Origin of the sequence: Nonomuraea sp. NPDC049421 (assembly GCF_040677005.1) — a bacterium.
Classification (GTDB): domain Bacteria; phylum Actinomycetota; class Actinomycetes; order Streptosporangiales; family Streptosporangiaceae; genus Nonomuraea; species Nonomuraea salmonea.
On sequence record NZ_JBFAQA010000001.1, the window covers coordinates 285,548 to 303,101 of the forward strand.

Below are 17,554 nucleotides of genomic sequence, written 5' to 3' on the forward strand. Positions count from 1 at the left end.
CGATGGCGAAACCCGCCGGCCCCGGCCGACCCGATGGGGCGGCACAGGCCGGGTCCGCGCGGACCGACGTGGCGGGGCGGCCCCGTCCCGCCCGGCCCCGTCCCGCCGGCGCCCGGCCTGCGCGGGCGCGGCCGCTGTGGATCGCCGGGGCGCTGGTCCTGCTGGCCGGGTGCATGATCGCCGGCCTGCTCGACGGGGCCGCCGACATCTCGCCCTGGCAGGTCGTGCTCCAGGTCGCGGACTGGCTGCCGTTCACCCACGTCGACTCGGGGCTGGCCCCGGTCGAGCAGGGGCTGCTGTTCGAGCTGCGGCTGCCCAGGGTGCTGGTCGCCGCCGTCGTCGGCGGGCTGCTCGCCATGGCGGGGGCCGGGTACCAGGGCGTCTTCCGCAACCCGCTCGCCGACCCTTATCTGCTGGGCGCGGCCGCCGGGGCCGGGCTGGCGGCGACGGCGGCCATCGTGCTGCTGCCCTCCGCCAGCGTGCCGGTGGCCGCGTTCGCGGGAGCGGTGGGCGGGGTGTTCCTGGCGTACACGCTGGGCAACACCGCGGGACGCAACGGCGGCACCGCCACGCTCGTCCTGGCCGGCGTGGCCGTCACCTCGTTCCTCACCGCGATCCAGACGTTCCTGCAGCAGTTCGAGGTCGAGAAGCTGCAGCGCATCTACGCCTGGATCCTCGGCGACGTCGGCGGCGGATGGGACCAGCTCCTGCTCGTCCTGCCGTACGCCGCCGTCTCGGCCGTCCTGCTCCTGCTGCACGGCCGCATGCTCGACGTGCTGTCCGTGGGCGACGAGGAGGCGGCGGGGCTCGGCGTACGGGCCGGGCGGGTGCGCTTCGTCGTGCTGCTCGCCGCCTCCCTGGCCACCGCCGCGGCCGTCGCGGTCAGCGGGCTCATCGGGTTCGTCGGCATCGTCGTCCCGCACGTCGTGCGGCGGCTGGCCGGCGGCTCGTACCGGATCGTGCTGCCGCTGTCGCTCATCGGCGGCGCTGCCTTCCTGGTGGTGGCCGACCTCGCCGCCCGCACCGTGCTCGCGCCCGCCGAGCTGCCGATCGGGGTGGTCACGATGTTCGTGGGGGCGCCGTTCTTCGTCGCCGTCCTGCGCATGACCAGGCGGGTGGTCACGTGATCGGGGCACGCGGACTCACCGTACGGCTGGGCGAGCGCGAGGTGCTCTCCCAGGTGGACCTGCACGTGCGGCGCGGCGAGTGGACCGCCGTCATCGGGCCCAACGGGGCCGGCAAGTCCACGCTGCTCAAGGCCGTCATGGGGCTCGTCTCCCATCGGGGCGAGGTCGAGCTGGGCGGGCGGCCCGCCGCCGCGCTCAAGCCGCGCGAGCGGGCCAGGCTCGTCGCGTACGCGCCCCAGACGCCCGCCCTGCCGCCCGACATGACGGTCTTCGACTACGCGTTGCTCGGGCGCACGCCGTACATCCCCTACCTGGGACGCGAGAGCGGGCACGACCGGGCCGTCGCCGAGTCCGTCCTGGAGCGGCTCGACCTGACCGGGCTCGCGATGCGGCCGGTCGGCGAGCTGTCCGGCGGCGAGCGGCAGCGCGCCGTGCTGGCCAGGGCGCTCGCGCAGGAGGCGCCCGTGCTGCTGCTCGACGAGCCCACCACCGCGCTCGACCTCGGCCACCAGCAGCAGGTGCTGGAGCTGGTCGACCGGCTGCGCCGGGCCGACGGCCTGACCGTCGTCACCACCCTGCACGACCTCACCGTCGCCGGCCTGTACGCCGACTCGCTCCTGCTGCTCGCCGAGGGCCGCGCCGCCGCCACCGGCGAGCCCGCCGCCGTGCTCACCGAGGAACTCGTCGGACGGCACTTCGACGCGCAGGTCAAAATCGAGCCGGGCCCCGACGGGCGGCCTGTCGTGCATCTCGTCAGGGGAGGGCCATGAAGCTCACCTACCGCGTCGAGGACGGCGCCAGGCTGGGGGCGCTGCTGTGGGAGTTCGGCCCCGGGTGGCGGATGATCTCATCCGCGCCGCTCGGCGGGGGCATCGGCGAGCGCGAGTGGGTGCTGAACGCCCAGGTCGTGGCCGGGTACGCGCGCATGGACCCGGCCGACCACCTCAGCTCGCTCGGGCCCTCCCACCGGGCCGGGGTCGGCATGATGACCGCCGCCTCCGTCGACCGGTACGTCCGCGCCACCGACGGCGGCGTACGGGCCTGGGCCACGGTCGGGCTCCGCGTCCCCACCTGGGCCGCCGCCCCCGAGGGCCACCAGGACCCTGAGCTGGCCCCCATCCGCATCGGCACCATCAACATCGTGGTCGCCCTGCCCGTCGCCATGACGGACGCGGCCCTGGTCAACACCGTGATGACGGTCACCGAGGCGAAGACCCAGGCCATGCTCGAAGCCGGCTTCGCCGGCACCGGCACCGCCTCGGACGCCGTCTGCGTCGCGGCCCGCGCGGACGGCCCGCAGGAACTGTTCGGCGGCCCCCGCTCGGGCTGGGGCGCCCGCGCGGCCCGCGCCGTCCACACCGCAGTCCTGCGCGGCGCCGAAGCGTGGCGGGACCATCACTCAAGGTCAACTTTTTTGGGTAAGTAGCATGTGCATGAGGGTCTGACTCCCGATACTGAGTGGGTGACCGCAATGGCGACGATCGAACCGGCCAAGCACGTCGCGCGGACCGAGGCGCTCAGCGCGCCGTTCACCGTCGACGACCTGCTCGAGATCCCGGACGACGGGTTCCGATACGAGCTCTTCAACGGGAGCCTGCTAGTGAGTCCTGCCCCCACCCCCGTCCATCAGGACATCATTTTCGCACTGCAGATGATTCTGCATGCGGCCAAGCCCGCCCACCTGAAGGTGCTGTCGACAGTCAACGTGCGGGCGAGCGACAGCGACTTCTACATTCCCGATCTCGTGGTCGTGCCGAAAGTTGCGGCCAAGTCCGTGAGACTGATGTTTCGGCCGGAAGATGTGCTGCTGGCGGTGGAGGTCGTCAGTCCTGGGACTGCGGCGGTGGATCGGAACCTGAAGAATGCGGCTTTTGCAGCGGCGGGCATCCCTGCTTACTGGCGGCTTGAGCCTGGGCAGGGGCCCGCGTTGCATGTCTATGAGCTTGATGGCGACTCCTATGCCGAGCCGGTCGTGTTCCGGGCCGGTGCGCAAGCCGATCTGTCCGAGCCCTTCCCCGTCAGTTTCGACCCCGGTGATCTGACCGATCTGGCGTGAAGCCGTAGTCCTTCTCGGCGCCTCGGCGGGTGATGTGGCCGGTGGTGAGGTCGGTTTCGATGGCCGGCCTCTCGCGGGCCGTGGGTGGGCCGAGGCCGGCGCCGCCGGTCGTCTCCACGATGAAGGCCTCGCCGGCCGTGAACCGCACGTTGTTCGCCTTCGAGGGGAGGCGTTCCACGGTGCCGTCCTTGTGGCGGCGGTAGAAGCCGCCCACCCGGCCCGGGTGCCCGCCGTCGCGGCCGGGTGGCGGGAGGCGGAGGCGGTCGCCGCGAGTGGTGACGTGGCAGTCGGCCAGGAAGCGGTAGACGGTGCGGGAGCCCAGGCCGCCCCTGTAGCGGCCGGGGCCGCCCGAGTCGGGGATGGTCTCGATGGACTCCACGATGATCGGGCAGCGGCTCTCCACCGGCTCGGCCTGGGGCACCGAGTTGCGGCCGATGCCGAAGTGCACGCCGGTCGCGTCGGGCCCGTCCAGGCCGCGCCGGGCGCCGACGCCGCCGAAGTCGTACGACAGATGGATCCAGTACGGCGCCCCGACGGCCGCGATCGAGAACGGCTGCAGGATCCCGCCGGCCGCGATGGCACGCTCGGGCACCGCGTCCGACAGCGCCTGGAAGACGGCCTCCATGGCGGCGTAGACGGGCACGTACCGGCCGCCGCAGGGGTAGGGGGAGCGGGCGTTGAGCAGGCTGCCCTCGGGCAGGTGCACGTCGATGGCGCGCAGGCAGCCGTCGTTCATGGGGATCGCCGGGTCGAGGAAGCAGCGGACGGCGAACACGGCGGCGGCCAGCGACTGCGACGCGGAGGCGTTGATGGCGGCGGGGACCTGCGGGCCGGTGCCGGTGAAGTCGAGCCGCGCGGCCCCGTCGCCTAGGACGACGGCCACCCGGATGTGATGCGATTTTTCGAGATCGATGCCGTCGTCGTCGATCGGGTACGCCGCCTCCCACCGCCCCGAGGGCAAGTCCGCGAGCGCCGCCCTGGTCCGCGCCTCGGTGTGGTCGAGGTAGTCGTCCACGCCTTCGGCCAGGCCCCGCACGCCGTAATCGGCGATCAGCGCCTCCAGGCGGGTCGCGGCGACGGCGGTGCCCGCCACGAGGGCCCGTACGTCGCCCAAGACCTTGCCGGGGGTGCGGCTGTTGGCCCGCAGGATGGCCTCGACGGCCGGGTCGAGGCCATCGCGGGTGGCCAGGCGCACCGGCGGGAGCTGCAGGCCCTCCAGGAAGATGTCCGTGGCCAGCGGGGCCATGCCGCCCGCCGAGAGGCCGCCGAGGTCGGAGACGTGGATCATGGTGGCGGTGAAGTACGCGGGGACGCCGTCCACGAAGACCGGGCGGTAGACGAGCAGGTCGTTGGTGTGCACGCCGCCCCGGTAGGCGTCGTTGAGCGCGTACACGTCGCCCGGTGTCATGGTCCCGGGCGGGAAGTCGCGCAGCAGCTCGGGGAGCGCGACCTTGAGCGCCATGCTGTTCATCAGCGTGGTGGCCATGGAGTGGGCGATCAGCCGCCCCCGTACGTCGAGGATCGCGGCCGAGGCGTCGGAGCCCTCCACGATGAACGTCGAGTACGCCGACCGCACGACCACGATCCCGGCCTCCTCGGCGGCGACGACGAGCGCGTTGCGCAGCACCTCGGCGGTCAGGGGGTCCATCACGGCTCGCTCCTCCTGGTGAGGTGGACGGCGCGGGTGCCGGTGACGGTCGCGGTCCAGCCGGGCGGCACGACGATGGTCGACTCGGCGTCCTCGACGATGGCGGGACCACAGAGCACGCCCGCGCCCCCGAGCGTGTGCCTGGTGTGCACGGGCACCTCGGCATGGCCCCCGCACTCGGGAAAGTACGCCCGCCGCCAGCCCGGCGCGCCACCCGGCGTCGCCACGGGCTCTTCCGCACTCTCCATCGATGGGGGCGGCAGGGTGACGCGTACGCGGTAGCTGACCAGTTCGACCTCGCCCCGTTGCGCGATCCCGTACACCTCCTCGTAGCGCCGCGCGAACCGCGACTCCAGCGTGGCGCGGTCGGCGGTCCAGGGGATGGTGAGCTCGTGCGCCTGGCCGCGGAAGCGGGCGTCGACCGAGCGCGTCACGGTGGCGACGGCGAGCGGGACGTCCAGGTCGCCGGCGGCGTCGGCGGCGAGCGCGGCGAAGACGGCCTCGGGGTCCGGCGCGTCGAGCCGGGTCAGCACCCGGTCGGCCGACAGCGCGCCCGCGAGCAGCCCGGCCGCCGAGGCCACCCCGCAGTAAGGAGGCACCACCACGGTCGCGATCCCGAACCGCTCCGCCACCCGCGCCGCGTGCATGGGCCCGGCCCCGCCGAAGGCGACCAGCGCGAACCCGCGCGGGTCGATGCCCCGCTGCACGGTGACCACGTGCACCGCCGACGCCATGGAGGCGCTGACGATCGTGTGCACGGCGTACGCCGCCTCCTCCCGTGAAACCCCGAGCGACCCGGCGAGCCGGTCCAGGGCGGCCCCGGCGAGGCCGGGGGAGAGCGGGATGGAGGCCGACGACAGGTAGCCGAGGACGAGGTTCGCGTCCGTGACGGTCGGCTCGTCCCCGCCCAGGCCGTAACAGGCGGGTCCGGGGGAGGAGCCGGCCGAGCGGGGCCCGACGCGCAGCGTGCCCGCCGGGTCGAGCCAGGCCACGCTGCCGCCGCCCGCTCCCACCTCGGCCAGGTCGATGGCGGGCGTCTTGATCGGCACGCCGGTGCCCGCCCGCCGCCCGCCGAAGCTGCCCTTGCCGCCGACGTGGAACTCGTGCGTGATCTCCGGCCGCCCGCCCCTGATGACGCAGGTCTTGGCGGTGGTGCCGCCCATGTCGAACGAGATCGCGTCCGCGAATCCGGCCCCGGCCGCCGCCAGCACCCCGGCGGCGGGCCCCGACTCGATGGTGGCGACCGCCCGCCGCGCGGCCAGCTCGGCGGAGAGCACCCCGCCGCCGGACTCCATCACGTGGACGGGCGCGTGGATCCCGATGCCGGCCAGCCGCTCGCGCAGCCGCGACAGGTACGCCGCCATCAGCGGCCCGACGTAGGCGGAGACGATCGTGGTGGTGGCCCGCTCGTACTCGCGGATCTCCGGCCAGACCTCGGAGGAGACGACCACGTTCTTGACCGACTCGCGCAGGATCGCGGCGGCCTGCCGCTCGTGGGCCGGGTTGGCGTAGGAGTGCAGGAAACACACGGCGACCGACTCGATGCCGCGGGCGGCGATCTCGGCGGCGACCCGGCGTACCGAGTCGGGGTCGAGCGGTGTGAGCACCTCGCCGCGGGCCGAGACGCGCTCGGTCACCTCGAAGCAGTCGCCGGGGGAGACGGGCGGGGGCGGCGGGGTGAAGCGGAGGTCGTAGCGGTCCTCCTCGACGCGGGCGTACCGGCCGAGCGGAATCGTGGCACGAAAGCCGCAGGTCGTGACGAAGGCGACGCGTACCCCGGTGCGTTCCAGCACCGCGTTGGTGGCCAGGGTCGTGGCGTGCACCACCCGCGTGACCTGGGCGGGGTCGCTCCCCGCGAGCGCGCGCGTAACGCCGGTGACGATCCCCGCGATGGGGTCGTAGTGGGTGCTCAGACATTTGGCCACGGAGATCGAGCCGGACGTGCTGCGAACGACCACGTCGGTGAAGGTGCCGCCGACATCGACGCCGATCGTGATGCCCATTCAGGTACGTTATGTCCCCGAGCAAGCGCTTGTCTACGTAGCGGTCTATTGACTTACGGCACCTGATTGGGACGCTGGTCCTAGTCGTGCGTTTGGAGCGGAGAGATGGCGCGCTTCAGAGCCCTTGCCGGTGGCATCGCGGTCGCGGTGGTCCTCATCGCGCTGCCGGCGTCGGCGCACGAACATCCGAGCGGGATCACCGACCTGGTGAGCCCCGCCGTCGTACGCCTCGAGGCCGTCTCCCATGTGGAGATCACCCTGCTCGATCACGTCGGCGAGCTCAAACACGTGGAGCGGTCCTACGACATTCCGTTCGCGGCCGGGACGGGCACGGTCATCAGCCCCGACGGCACGATCGTCGCCCTGCGCCGGCTGGCCGTGAACCCCGACGACGTCGAGGTCTACGCGGCCAACAAGATCTTCGCGGAACACCACAAGGTCAAGATCCCCGCCGACCACAAGAAGCACCGCCTCGACGACGACATACTCGACCGCCACCTCCAGCAGTGCTACACGCCCGAGAGCGACATCGCCACCTGCATCATCGACGTCACCACCGAGATCACCGCCTTCCCCAACGTCTCACCGGCCAGCCCCGACGGCTTCAAGGTCAAGTGCATCAAGGCAGGGCCGAAGCCCGACTCCCCGGCCGTCCTGGTGCCGGAGACCCCGTCCGCCGGCGGCGTCGGCATGCCGACCGCGCCGCTCGCCGACAAGGTGCCCGATCAGCCGGGCGCGCCCACCAACGTGGCGGGCTTCCTCGGCCGTCCTGGGCCCAAGGTCACGCACACCGTCGAGATCGCCCACCTCGGCAAGGGCGGCGCGGCGGGCGACGGCGGCCGGCCGTTCGCCGATCCCGACAACAAGGTGGACGAGCCGGTCAAGCTCGGCGGCCTGGCCGACAAGGGCCTGGTCGGCGCCCCCGTGATCGGCGACAAGGACGGCCACGTCATCGGCCTGCTGGTCGGCGGCGGCAAGGAAGGCCGGATGATCGGCATCAGGGAGGTCACCGGCATCCTGGCCGAGGCCAAGGTCGTGCCGCGCAGGGGCGCGATCGACACGGCCTTCGAGGCCGCGCTCACCCGCTACCACACGCAGTACTACACCGAGGCCGCGCCCGGCTTCCAGCGCGTGCTCGAGCTCTATCCGGGCAACGTGGTGGCCGCCGAGCTGCTGAAAACCTCGCTGGCCAAGCGGGGCGGCCCCGAGGACCAGGGCACCAGGCGCACGGCGGAGCGGCAGACGGAGCGCTCGTCCCCGCTGTGGCCGCTGATCCTGGCCGCCGCGATACTTTTCGCCGCCGCCGGCGGCGGGGCGTATCTGCTGTGGCGCCGCCGCACTCCTGAAATACCGACAGAACCGCCACAGCCCCTGGCGGCCGGCCCACCACTCGACCAAGGCTCCGACCAGACCGTGGTCGTGCGGCGGTCCCAGCCGTTCCACGTGGTCCCGCAGCAGCAGCAGGTGATGACCGCGCCCGACCCGGCGATCAAGTACTGCACCTCGTGCGGCATGAGACTCGGCCCGGCGCACCGCTTCTGCGGCTACTGCGGCCACCCCATCGAGACGTGATGCCATTGAACGAAAGATCGCTCATCGGCCAGGAGGTGGCCGGGTACTACATCGAGGACATCGTCGGCAAGGGCGGCATGGCCGTCGTCTACCTGGCGCTCGACCCCAGGCTGAGCCGCCGCGTGGCCCTCAAGATCCTCAACCCGGTGCTCAGCGTCGACGACAGGTTCAGGCAGCGCTTCATCCTGGAGTCCAGGACGGTCGCCAGCATCGAGCACCCCAACATCATCCCGATCTACGAGGCCAACGCCGACGCCGACGGCGTGCTCTACATCGCCATGCGCTACGTCGACGGCCTCGACATGCGCCGCCTCATCCACGACCGCGGCCCGCTGCCGCTCGGCCCGGCCAACCAGATCTTCGCCCAGACGGCCGCCGCGCTCGACGCCGCCCACGCCCACGACCTCATCCACCGCGACGTCAAACCGGCCAACATCCTGCTGGCCGGCGACCACGTCTACCTGACCGACTTCGGCATCACCAAGCACCGCTCGTCCATCTCGGGGCTGACGCAGACCGACCAGTTCATCGGCACGCCCCGCTACATGTCGCCCGAGCAGATCAACAAGGAGCACATCGACGGCCGCTGCGACCAGTACGCGCTGGCCTGCGTGGTCTACGAGGCGCTGTCGGGGCGGCTGCCGTTCCAGCGCGAGAACGACATCGCGCTGCTCTGGGCCCACCTGGCCGAGCAGCCGGTGCCGCTGTCGCAGATCAGGCCCGAGCTGCCGCCCCAGGTGGACGCCGTCATGAGCAGGGCCCTGGCCAAGTCGCCCGAGCAGCGCTACGCCACCTGCTCGGAGTTCGTTGCGGCGCTGCGTGACGCGATCAGCGGCCTGGCGTACGACCCGTACGGCGGGCCGGGCTCGGGGCCGCACCTCATCCCGAGGCCCAGCCCCAGCCCGCACTCGGGCCCGCATTCCGTGCCGTCGTTCGCGGCCCCCGCCCCCCGCGCCACCGCGACGGCGGGACCGACCACGGGGCCCGGCGCCGCTCCTCCCACGAAGCCCGCCGCCGCCAGGAAACGGCCGGGCCGGCTGCCCGTCGTGGTGGCCACGCTGGTCGCCGCCGTCGCCGCGCTCGCGCTGGTCGCCGTCGTCATCATGAACAACCGCGGCGAGACCTGGACCCGCTACAAGACCAGCGCCGCCGCTCCGCTCACGTTCGACTACCCCGGCGATTGGACCGTCCGCACCCACCAGGACCTCTTCGCCGTCGCCTCGCCGCACGCGCAGGAGCTGGAGCAGCTGTTCGTGGCCGGTCCAGGGGCCGACTGGTCGCGCATCGCGGAGATCTTCGCCGACGACCCGGAGAGCCTGTCCGGCGTGTACGTCCAGGTCTCCGACACCCTCGACGCCAGCGGCACGTCCGAGCTGATGAAACCCAAGATGGAGGCCCTGCTGCCGGGCCAGGTCGACCTCGGCAAGCCGGTGCTCGACCAGGCCGGCAACAGCCCGGCCACCCGCTTCGACGGCTCGCTGCACGATCCCGGCACCGGCACCAGGCTGGGCTTCGTCAGCTACGTGATCGACCGCGAGCCCAAGACCATGCTCGTCATGTACTTCTGTCCCCGCACCACCTGCGACGACGCCGTCCAGGCCCGCATCAGGCAGAGCGTCCACGTGCCCTGACTTGGAACCCGCTTGCGACCGGCTTGGCACGCCCGTCGGGCGGGTGTTCAGGGGGACGCCCGGCGTCTACCCTCCGCCTGTGGGCATTCGCATCGTGATCGCCGACGACCAGGCGATGGTCAGGGCCGGGCTGCGCATGGTCGTCGAGAGCGACCCCGGCATGGAGGTCGTCGGTGAGGCCGCCGACGGGCGGGAGGCCGTCGCCGTCGCGCGCCGCACCCGGCCGGACGTCGTCCTCATGGACATCTCCATGCCGCGCCAGGACGGGCTGTCGGCGGCCAGGGAACTCCTCGGCGCGCCGTCGCCGCCGAAGATCATCACGCTCACGACGTTCGACACCGACGAGAACCTCTACGCCGCGCTGCGCGCCGGCACCAGCGGGTTCCTGCTCAAGGTGTCGCCGCCCGAGCAGCTCATCGAGGCCATCAAGGTGGTGCACGCCGGTGACGCGCTGCTCGACCCGGCCGTGACCAGCCGGGTGATCGCCACGTTCGCCGGGCGGGCCGAGCCGGTGCACTCGCCCGCGCTGGACGAGCTGACGCCGCGCGAGCTGGAGGTGCTGCGGCTGATGGCGCGCGGGCTGACCAACGCGGAGATCGCCGGGAAGCTGTACGTCGGCGAGGCCACGGTCAAGACACACGTGGCGCGGGTGCTGATGAAGCTGTCGCTGCGGGACCGGGCGCAGGCGGTCGTGTTCGCGTACGAGACGGGCGTCGTACGGCCGGGAGCCGGGTAAGTGTCTCGCCATTCGGGAGGGATTGGCGGAGCATGCGAGAGGTGTGTGTATATTTTTCGGCATAAGGCGGTAGATACAGGAGATATTTCATGGAGTCGTTCCCCCGGGTGCTGTTCGACGAAGCGCACAGTGAGTCGTGGACCATCCGCCGCGAGCTGGCGGAGGCCGTCAATCCCGCCCATCCCGACGACACGAGCTACGCCCGCGCGGCCGGGCTGCTGCGGCACCTGGGGCACACCGTCGCCGCCCACACCGGCGGCCCGCTCGACGCGGAGACGCTGGCCGCCCAGGACGTCCTGGTGATCGCGCACCCGTCTGACCCGCGCTGGGAGCGCACGACCGGCCACGGCGGCCCGGTCTTCACCCCGGCCGAGCTGGACGCGATCGAGGCGTACGTCGCCGACGGCGGCGGCCTGGTGGTGCTGGCCGAGGAGGAGCAGGACAAGTACGGCAACAACCTCGCCGACCTGCTGGCCCGCTTCGGCGTGCGCGTGGAGCACACCACCGTGCGCGACCCCGGTCACGCCTACCGCGGAGTGGCGACCTGGGTGCTGGCGGAACGTTCCACGGACGCGGGGCTGCTGGCCGGGGTGCGTACGGCCTGCTTCTACCGTTCGGGCGTGCTGAGCGCGGAGAACGCCGAGGTCCTGTTCAGCAGTTCGCCCTCGGCCGCGCCGGCCAACGCGCCGCTGGCCGTCGCGCTGCGGCACGGCAAAGGCCGGGTCGTCGTGTTCGCCGACTCCGACCTGTTCGGCGACGACTCGATCGAGGACCACGACCACCGCAGGCTCTGGGGCAACGTGATCACCTGGGCCGCCCGCGTCCCCGGCGACGAGGCGGACGGCGCCGAGCGCGACGAGGTCAAGGCCGCGAAGTTCGCCCGGCTCAAGGAGGTCGTGGAGGAGCTGCGCCCGCTGCAGGTCAAGGACGGCTCGGTGCCCGATGAGCACAAGGAGCGGGCGGGCGAGCTGGTCGCGGCCGTCGCCGAGCGGGTGGCCGACCTCGCCCCGCACTTCCCGCACGACGCCGCCTACCTCCAGGCCGTACGCGACGACCTCGGCAAGTGGGCCGCCCAGGGGCTCGGCGTGCCCGACTTCCTCGACTCGCTCGACCTGTTCCACCCCGACACCCAGCGCGAGGACGGGCTGGAGCACCTCGTCGTCTTCCCCATGTACACCCAGAACGGCAACCCCAGCAGGAACCTGGAGGCCGTCTGGATCCGGACCATCTGGCCCGGCTGGCTCGCCGAACTGGAGGCGGGCGGCTACGACAACCCGATGTTCGTGCCGATCGCGTTCGAGGACTTCACCTCCGGCTACGACACCCACTCGGCCGTGCTGTTCCCCGAGACGGTCGCCGTGCGCACCACGCCGGCCCGCTTCACCTGGGGCGGCATCTTCGCCGACCGCGAGGCCGCGCGCTTCCGCCGGGTCGCCAAGGCCGCGACCGAGACGCTCAGGCTCGACCTGCCGCCGGACGCCGAGCGGCTGCTCGACTCGCAGCGGCTGGCCCAGGACACGTACGTGCTGTGGGACCTCGTCCACGACCGCACCCACAGCCACGGTGACCTGCCGTTCGACCCGTTCATGATCAAGCAGCGGATGCCGTACTGGCTGTACTCGCTGGAGGAGCTGCGCTGCGACCTGACCGCGTTCGGCGAGGCCGTGCAGCTGGAGCGGCGCGGGGTGCCGTACGCCCGGTACGTCCAGCTCGCGATCCTGTTCGACCGGCTGTTCCGCTTCCCGATCACGGGCGAGCGGGTGCGCAACTACGACGGGCTCGGCGGGCAGCTGCTCTTCGCCTACCTGCACCGCAACGACATCGTGCGCTGGACCGACAACCGGCTCTCGATCGACTGGGAGCGGGTCGCCATCGGCGTGGCCGACCTGCGCGGCGAGGTGGAGAAGCTCTACCGCGACAGCATCGACCGGTCCAAGCTGGCGCACTGGCTGGCGGCGTACGAGCTGGTCACCGCGTACGTGGCCCCGCACCCCGCCTCGACCTGGGCCAAGGGGATCGCGGCGCTGCCCGAGGAGCAGAAGGCCAAGGTGGACGCGGTGCTGCCGGACGAGTTCCCCCTGAGCATGTTCTACGAGGCCCTGCGCCGTAAGCTGGCGGACGTGGTCGAATCGACTAGGGGACTCCGCGCATGATCATTGTGGTGACCGGGGCCGGTGGCCCCACCGGCGCGGCGGTGTCGGCATATTTCCGCAACGGCGGGCACACCGTCATCGAGGTCGGCAGGAAGGACTGCGACCTGCTCGACCGCGCCGCCGTCAACGAGCTGGCCGCCCGCGTCGAGCGTGAGCACGGCCGGGTCGACGGTGTCGTCCACCTGGTGGGCGGCTGGCGCGGCGCGCCCTCGTTCGCCGAGACCAGTCTCGACGACTGGAACGATCTGCACGATCTGCTCATCCGCACGCTCCAGCACGTGTCGCTGGCGTTCGAGCCGCTGCTGCGGCGCAGCGCCAACGGCCGGTTCGTGATCGTCTCCGCCCGGGCCGCGCAGGCGCCCGAGGCGGGCGGCGCCGCGTACGCCGCCGCCAAGGCCGCGGCCGAGGCGTGGACGCTCTCCCTGGCCGACGCGCTCAGGGAAACCGGCGGCGCGGCCGTCATCATCGTGGTGAAGGCCCTGGTCAACGCCGCCATGCGGGCGGCGAAGCCGGAGGCGAAGTTCGCGGGGTTCACCGACGTCGACGACCTGGCAGCGGCCATCGGCGGCCTCTACGACCGCCCGGCAGAAGAGATCAACGGCACCCGATTGGACCTCACCTCTTGAATCCCCGGCACGACCCCCGGCTCAAGGCGTTCGGCAGCGACAACTACGCCGGGGTGCACCCCGACATCCTCCAGGCCATCGCCGCGGCCAACGGCGGCCACCAGGTCGCCTACGGCGACGACGTCTACACCGAGGCGATGCGGCAGGTCTTCCAGCGGCACTTCGGCGAGACGGCGCAGGCGTGGCCGGTGTTCAACGGCACCGCCGCCAACGTCGTCTCCCTGCGGGCCATGACCGCGCCCTGGGAGGCGGTCATCTGCGCCGAGTCCGCCCACATCAACACCGACGAGGGCGGCGCCCCCGAGGTGGCGGGCGGCATCAAGCTGCTGACCGTGCCCACGCCCGACGGCAAGCTCACGCCCGAGCTGATCGACCGGCAGGCGTGGGGGTTCGGCGACGTGCACCGCGCCCAGCCGAAGGTGGTCTCGGTGTCCAACGTCACCGAGCTGGGCACCGTCTACACGCCCGACGAGCTGGCCGAGGTCTGCGCGCACGCCCACGGGCTCGGGCTGACCGTGCACCTCGACGGGTCGCGCCTCACCAACGCCGCGGCGGCGCTGGACGTGCCGCTGCGGGCGCTGAGCACCGACGCCGGCGTGGACGTGCTCTCCTTCGGCGGCACCAAGATCGGCCTGCTGTACGGCGAGGCGGTCGTCGTGCTCGACCCTGACGCGGCCACCGGCGTCGACTACCTGCGCAAGACGTACATGCAGCTGTCGTCGAAGATGCGGTTCGTGTCCGTGCAGTTCGAGGCGCTGCTCTCCGGCGACCTCTGGCTGCGCAACGCCCGCCACGCCAACGCCATGGCCAGGCGGCTCGCCGCAGCCGTCGAAGGCGTCCCCGGGGTGCGGCTGAGCAGAGCCGTCGAGGCGAACGCGGTCTTCGCCGTGCTGCCCGCCGACGTCGCCGACCGGCTGAGGAAGCGCTTCCGCTTCTACACCTGGGACGAGTCCACGGGCGAGGTGCGCTGGATGTGCGCGTTCGACACCACGGAGGAGGACGTGGACGCCTTCGCCGCGGCCCTCGCCGAGGAGGCCGCCGCCGCGCCCTCCTGAGGCGTCACCGCCCGGTGCGCCGCCCGCCCCGCCGCCGTCCTGGTTCGGACGGGACGGTCAGGGGCGGCGGAGGGCCAGGCGGGCGGCCTGCCAGCCGCCCATGCCGTGCACCCCAGGCCCCGGCGGCGTGGCCGACGAGCACAGGAACACCCCCGGCAGCGGGGTGCGCCACGGCGCCGGGGACCAGACCGGGCGGCGGACGAACTGGCCGAGGCTCGCGAGCCCGCCCGAGATGTCGCCGCCCACCAGGTTGGCGTCGGCCGCCTCCAGCGCGGCGGGGCCCATCGCGTGGCGGGCCAGCACCCGGTCGCGGAAGCCCGGCGCGTAGCGCTCGATCTGCGTCTCGATGGCGTCGGTCATGTCCCTGGCCGAGCCGTTGGGGACGTGGCAGTAGGCCCACAACGTGGGGCCGCCGCGCGCCGGGTCCGCCGTGTGCGGCTGGACGAGCAGCACGTACGGGCGGGGCGAGTGCCGCCCGGCGGCCGTCTCCGCCTCGCTCAGCGCGATCTCCTCCAGCGTGCCGCCCAGGTGCACCGTGCCCGCCCCCGCGACGGCCGGATCGCGCCACGGCACCGGCCCGTCGAGCGCCCAGTCCATCTTGAACACGCCGGGCCCGTGGCGATAGCGGGCCAGCCGCCGCCGGTAGCCGCCGGGCAGGTCATCGGTCATGGCGAGGAACTGCCGGGGCGTCACGTCGAGGACGACGACGGGCGCGTCGAGCTCGGCCAGCCGGCGTACGCGATGGCCGCTCACCGCCTTGCCTCCGAGCGCCCGCAGCTCGGCCACCAGCGCGTCGGCCAGCACCTGAGACCCGCCGCGCACCACCGGCCACCCCACGAGGTGCGCCAGCGAGGCCAGCATGAGCCCGTAGCCCGTGGTGAGCGGCGCGCGCAGGTCGAGCAGCGAGTGCGCCGCCATGCCGGCCAGCAGCGCCCGCCCCTCGACCGTACGGAACGCCGTCCGCGCGAACGTGGTCGCCGGCAGCGCCGCGACGGCCCCGAAGGCGGCCGCCCGCGCGAAGGCGGACACCGGCAAGGACCCCCACGGGCCCAGGGGTTTGAGAAGCAGCTCGGCGAGGGGGAGACCGCCGCGGGCCACCATCCCCGCGGTCGCCAGCCAGGCGGGCCCGTCGCGGCCGAGCCCCCGTGCCGTACGCCGCGCGTCGCGGTGCACCAGCACGGCGGGCCGGTCGTCGAGCGGGTGGGCGGCGGGCAGCGGCGGGTGCGCGAACTCGACCCCCTTGAGCCCCAGCTCACGGAACGCCGGCGAGGCCAGCGCCATCGCCATCACGGTCGCCCCCACGTCGTGGACGCGCCCCGGCAGCGTCAGCTCGGCGGACCGCAGCCCGCCGCCGAACCGGTCGGCCGCCTCCAGCAGCGTCACCCGCAGCCCGGCGCGGGCCAGCAGGACGGCGGCCACCAGCCCGTTGGGCCCCGACCCCACGACGACCGCGTCGGGACGCATCGCGCCTACTGCGGCTTCAGTATCGAAGGCAGGGGCTGGGCGCCCCGCTTGGCGAGCAGGTCGGTCATCAGCTTGATCTCCCCGGTCTGCCCGTCGATGATCTTCTGGGCCATGCCGACGACCTCGCTGCGCGTGGACAACGGCCGCAGCCCCTCGGCCATCTGCACCCCGCCCTCGTGGTGGCGGATCATGAGCTGCAGGAACAGCACCTCGGCCTGCTGCCCCTCGGCCTGCTTGAGCTGCGTCAGCTCCTGCGTCGAGGCCATGCCGGGCATGAGGCCGCCCTGCGGGCCGGGCACGGCGGCGGCGTTGTGGCCGTGGCCGCTCATCCAGGCCATCGGCCGCTGGTCGGTGGCCTGGCTCAGCCCCCACTGCTGCAACCAGCCGAGGAACATGCCCCGCTGGTTGGCCTGGGTGTTGATGATGTCGAAGGCCAGACTGGAGATCTCTTTGGCGGGCCCCTTGTCCCTGATCGTGAACGCCATGTCGACGGCCTGCGCGTGATGCGCGGCCATGTCGCGGGCGAACCCGGCCTCGGGCGAGGTGTCGCCCGGCGTGCCGGAACGGCCGAACAGCAGGAACGCGGCCGCGGCGAGCACCAGCACACCGCAGATGATCAGGACGGGTTTCCTCACGGGCTTTTCCATGGCCCGTCCAGCGTACCCACCTGCGCGCGGAGCTGTGATCGCATGCTTATGCGGGCCTTATTCTCCACATACGCCCGGAGGGCATAGGGTGACCCGGAGTTGGTACGCCGATGGAGGAACGATGACGAAGGAGAAGGCGCAGGCGCGGCGCGAGCATCTGCAGAAGATGCGGGCCGAGCAGCGGCGCAAGCAGCGCCGCGCGGCGCTGCTCATGTGGGGCACAGGCGGGCTCATCATCGTGGTGCTCGTCGGCGTGGTCGGCTTCTACCTCGTCAAACGTGCCCAGGAGACCTCGCTCGACGCGGTGGCGAGCGTCAAGTACGAGGCCGGCCAGCATGTCTGGAACGCGGTCTCGTACAAGGAGACGCCGCCGGTGGGCGGTGAGCACAACAACTACTGGCAGCAGTGCGCCATCTACGACAAGCCGATCCACAGCGAGCACGCGGTGCACTCGCTGGAGCACGGCGCGGTGTGGATCACCTACCGCCCCGACCTCGCCAAGGCCCAGGTCGACAAGCTCAAGGAGGTCGCGGGCTCGACGGGTCAGCAGGACTACATGCTGATGAGCCCGTTCCCCAACCTGCCGGCGCCGATCGTGGTGTCCTCCTGGGGCCACCAGCTCAAGCTGACCGACCCGGCGGACCCGAAGCTCGGGGCGTTCGTCAAGCGCTACCAGAACGGTCCCGACACGCCTGAGCCCGGCGCCACCTGCGGCGGCCCCGACGCGATCACCACGACCGCCGACCAGGCCCCGCTGCCGCCCGAGCCCACCGGCCAGCAGCAGACGCCGATGGAGACCCTGGCGCCGTCGCCCAGCGAGTCCCAGCAGTAAGACG

General features: G+C 72.5%; 15 protein-coding genes. 11 read left to right on the top strand and 4 right to left on the bottom strand.

What is annotated here, in order from left to right; translation table 11 throughout:
- Nucleotides 1-2: 2 nt before the first annotated feature.
- From AB0K18_RS01280 to AB0K18_RS01295, 4 genes are read left to right on the top strand one after another with little or no spacing between them, the layout of a single operon-like run.
- Complete coding sequence (locus AB0K18_RS01280; RefSeq protein WP_364908148.1) at nt 3-1,127, top strand: iron ABC transporter permease; 1,125 nt, start codon at nt 3-5, stop codon at nt 1,125-1,127.
- Nucleotides 1,124-1,897: an ABC transporter ATP-binding protein gene (locus AB0K18_RS01285; RefSeq protein ID WP_364908151.1), complete on the top strand. Its 774-nt coding sequence runs from the start codon at nt 1,124-1,126 to the stop codon at nt 1,895-1,897. The genes AB0K18_RS01280 and AB0K18_RS01285 overlap by 4 nt, the downstream gene beginning before the upstream one ends.
- On the top strand, nt 1,894-2,553 hold the full coding sequence (locus AB0K18_RS01290) for an adenosylcobinamide amidohydrolase (RefSeq protein WP_364908154.1): 660 nt from the start codon (nt 1,894-1,896) through the stop codon (nt 2,551-2,553). The genes AB0K18_RS01285 and AB0K18_RS01290 overlap by 4 nt, the downstream gene beginning before the upstream one ends.
- A gap of 45 nt (nt 2,554-2,598) precedes the next feature.
- Nucleotides 2,599-3,183: a Uma2 family endonuclease gene (locus AB0K18_RS01295; RefSeq protein ID WP_364908156.1), complete on the top strand. Its 585-nt coding sequence runs from the start codon at nt 2,599-2,601 to the stop codon at nt 3,181-3,183.
- Here the strand turns inward: AB0K18_RS01295 and AB0K18_RS01300 are convergent.
- Together AB0K18_RS01300 and AB0K18_RS01305 are read right to left on the bottom strand one after the other, a co-directional pair.
- A complete protein-coding gene (locus AB0K18_RS01300; protein WP_364909164.1) occupies nt 3,146-4,831 on the bottom strand; it encodes a hydantoinase B/oxoprolinase family protein in 1,686 nt (561 codons plus the stop codon). The two genes, AB0K18_RS01295 and AB0K18_RS01300, sit on opposite strands and share 38 nt — an antisense overlap.
- Nucleotides 4,831-6,834, bottom strand: coding sequence for a hydantoinase/oxoprolinase family protein (locus AB0K18_RS01305; protein WP_364908158.1), 2,004 nt, complete (start codon nt 6,832-6,834; stop codon nt 4,831-4,833). The genes AB0K18_RS01300 and AB0K18_RS01305 overlap by 1 nt, the downstream gene beginning before the upstream one ends.
- 105 nt (nt 6,835-6,939) lie before the next feature.
- Here AB0K18_RS01305 and AB0K18_RS01310 point away from each other — a divergent pair, with 105 nt between their 5' ends.
- From AB0K18_RS01310 to AB0K18_RS01335, 6 genes are all read left to right on the top strand, one after another.
- On the top strand, nt 6,940-8,406 hold the full coding sequence (locus AB0K18_RS01310) for a zinc ribbon domain-containing protein (RefSeq protein WP_364908161.1): 1,467 nt from the start codon (nt 6,940-6,942) through the stop codon (nt 8,404-8,406).
- Nucleotides 8,406-10,037 carry a serine/threonine-protein kinase gene (locus tag AB0K18_RS01315; protein ID WP_364908163.1) on the top strand — a complete coding sequence of 544 codons (1,632 nt, stop codon included), beginning with the start codon at nt 8,406-8,408 and terminating at the stop codon, nt 10,035-10,037. The genes AB0K18_RS01310 and AB0K18_RS01315 overlap by 1 nt, the downstream gene beginning before the upstream one ends.
- 79 nt (nt 10,038-10,116) lie before the next feature.
- Nucleotides 10,117-10,773 carry a response regulator transcription factor gene (locus AB0K18_RS01320; protein WP_364908166.1) on the top strand — a complete coding sequence of 219 codons (657 nt, stop codon included), beginning with the start codon at nt 10,117-10,119 and terminating at the stop codon, nt 10,771-10,773.
- An 89-nt stretch (nt 10,774-10,862) separates the two neighbouring features.
- Nucleotides 10,863-12,926, top strand: coding sequence for a DUF6421 family protein (locus AB0K18_RS01325; RefSeq protein ID WP_364908169.1), 2,064 nt, complete (start codon nt 10,863-10,865; stop codon nt 12,924-12,926).
- Nucleotides 12,923-13,552 carry an SDR family NAD(P)-dependent oxidoreductase gene (locus AB0K18_RS01330; RefSeq protein WP_364908171.1) on the top strand — a complete coding sequence of 210 codons (630 nt, stop codon included), beginning with the start codon at nt 12,923-12,925 and terminating at the stop codon, nt 13,550-13,552. Before AB0K18_RS01325 ends, AB0K18_RS01330 begins: the two co-directional genes overlap by 4 nt.
- Nucleotides 13,549-14,607 carry a low specificity L-threonine aldolase gene (locus tag AB0K18_RS01335; RefSeq protein ID WP_364908174.1) on the top strand — a complete coding sequence of 353 codons (1,059 nt, stop codon included), beginning with the start codon at nt 13,549-13,551 and terminating at the stop codon, nt 14,605-14,607. Before AB0K18_RS01330 ends, AB0K18_RS01335 begins: the two co-directional genes overlap by 4 nt.
- Before the next feature lie 57 nt (nt 14,608-14,664).
- Here the strand turns inward: AB0K18_RS01335 and AB0K18_RS01340 are convergent, their stop codons facing one another.
- Complete coding sequence (locus AB0K18_RS01340; RefSeq protein WP_364908177.1) at nt 14,665-16,071, bottom strand: NAD(P)/FAD-dependent oxidoreductase; 1,407 nt, start codon at nt 16,069-16,071, stop codon at nt 14,665-14,667.
- Between the two features lie 5 nt (nt 16,072-16,076).
- Nucleotides 16,077-16,706: a DUF305 domain-containing protein gene (locus AB0K18_RS01345; protein WP_364908180.1), complete on the bottom strand. Its 630-nt coding sequence runs from the start codon at nt 16,704-16,706 to the stop codon at nt 16,077-16,079.
- Between the two features lie 133 nt (nt 16,707-16,839).
- On the opposite strand from AB0K18_RS01345, the gene AB0K18_RS01350 reads away from it, so the two are divergent.
- The gene (locus AB0K18_RS01350) at nt 16,840-17,550 is read left to right on the top strand and encodes a DUF3105 domain-containing protein (RefSeq protein ID WP_364908183.1); all 711 of its coding nucleotides are present in this window, start codon (nt 16,840-16,842) and stop codon (nt 17,548-17,550) included.
- The last annotated feature ends 4 nt before the right edge of the window (nt 17,551-17,554 follow it).

What these genes read in the sequence shown, in the direction of transcription:
- AB0K18_RS01310 (WP_364908161.1), top strand. Translation starts at nt 6,940, where the DNA reads ATGGCGCGCTTCAGAGCCCTTGCCGGTGGCATCGCGGTCGCGGTGGTC.
- AB0K18_RS01350 (WP_364908183.1), top strand. Translation starts at nt 16,840, where the DNA reads ATGACGAAGGAGAAGGCGCAGGCGCGGCGCGAGCATCTGCAGAAGATG.
- AB0K18_RS01340 (WP_364908177.1), bottom strand. Translation starts at nt 16,071, where the DNA reads ATGCGTCCCGACGCGGTCGTCGTGGGGTCGGGGCCCAACGGGCTGGTG.
- AB0K18_RS01300 (WP_364909164.1), bottom strand. Translation starts at nt 4,831, where the DNA reads ATGGACCCCCTGACCGCCGAGGTGCTGCGCAACGCGCTCGTCGTCGCC.
- AB0K18_RS01280 (WP_364908148.1), top strand. Translation starts at nt 3, where the DNA reads ATGGCGAAACCCGCCGGCCCCGGCCGACCCGATGGGGCGGCACAGGCC.
- AB0K18_RS01325 (WP_364908169.1), top strand. Translation starts at nt 10,863, where the DNA reads ATGGAGTCGTTCCCCCGGGTGCTGTTCGACGAAGCGCACAGTGAGTCG.
- AB0K18_RS01290 (WP_364908154.1), top strand. Translation starts at nt 1,894, where the DNA reads ATGAAGCTCACCTACCGCGTCGAGGACGGCGCCAGGCTGGGGGCGCTG.
- AB0K18_RS01295 (WP_364908156.1), top strand. Translation starts at nt 2,599, where the DNA reads ATGGCGACGATCGAACCGGCCAAGCACGTCGCGCGGACCGAGGCGCTC.
- AB0K18_RS01315 (WP_364908163.1), top strand. Translation starts at nt 8,406, where the DNA reads ATGCCATTGAACGAAAGATCGCTCATCGGCCAGGAGGTGGCCGGGTAC.
- AB0K18_RS01330 (WP_364908171.1), top strand. Translation starts at nt 12,923, where the DNA reads ATGATCATTGTGGTGACCGGGGCCGGTGGCCCCACCGGCGCGGCGGTG.
- AB0K18_RS01305 (WP_364908158.1), bottom strand. Translation starts at nt 6,834, where the DNA reads ATGGGCATCACGATCGGCGTCGATGTCGGCGGCACCTTCACCGACGTG.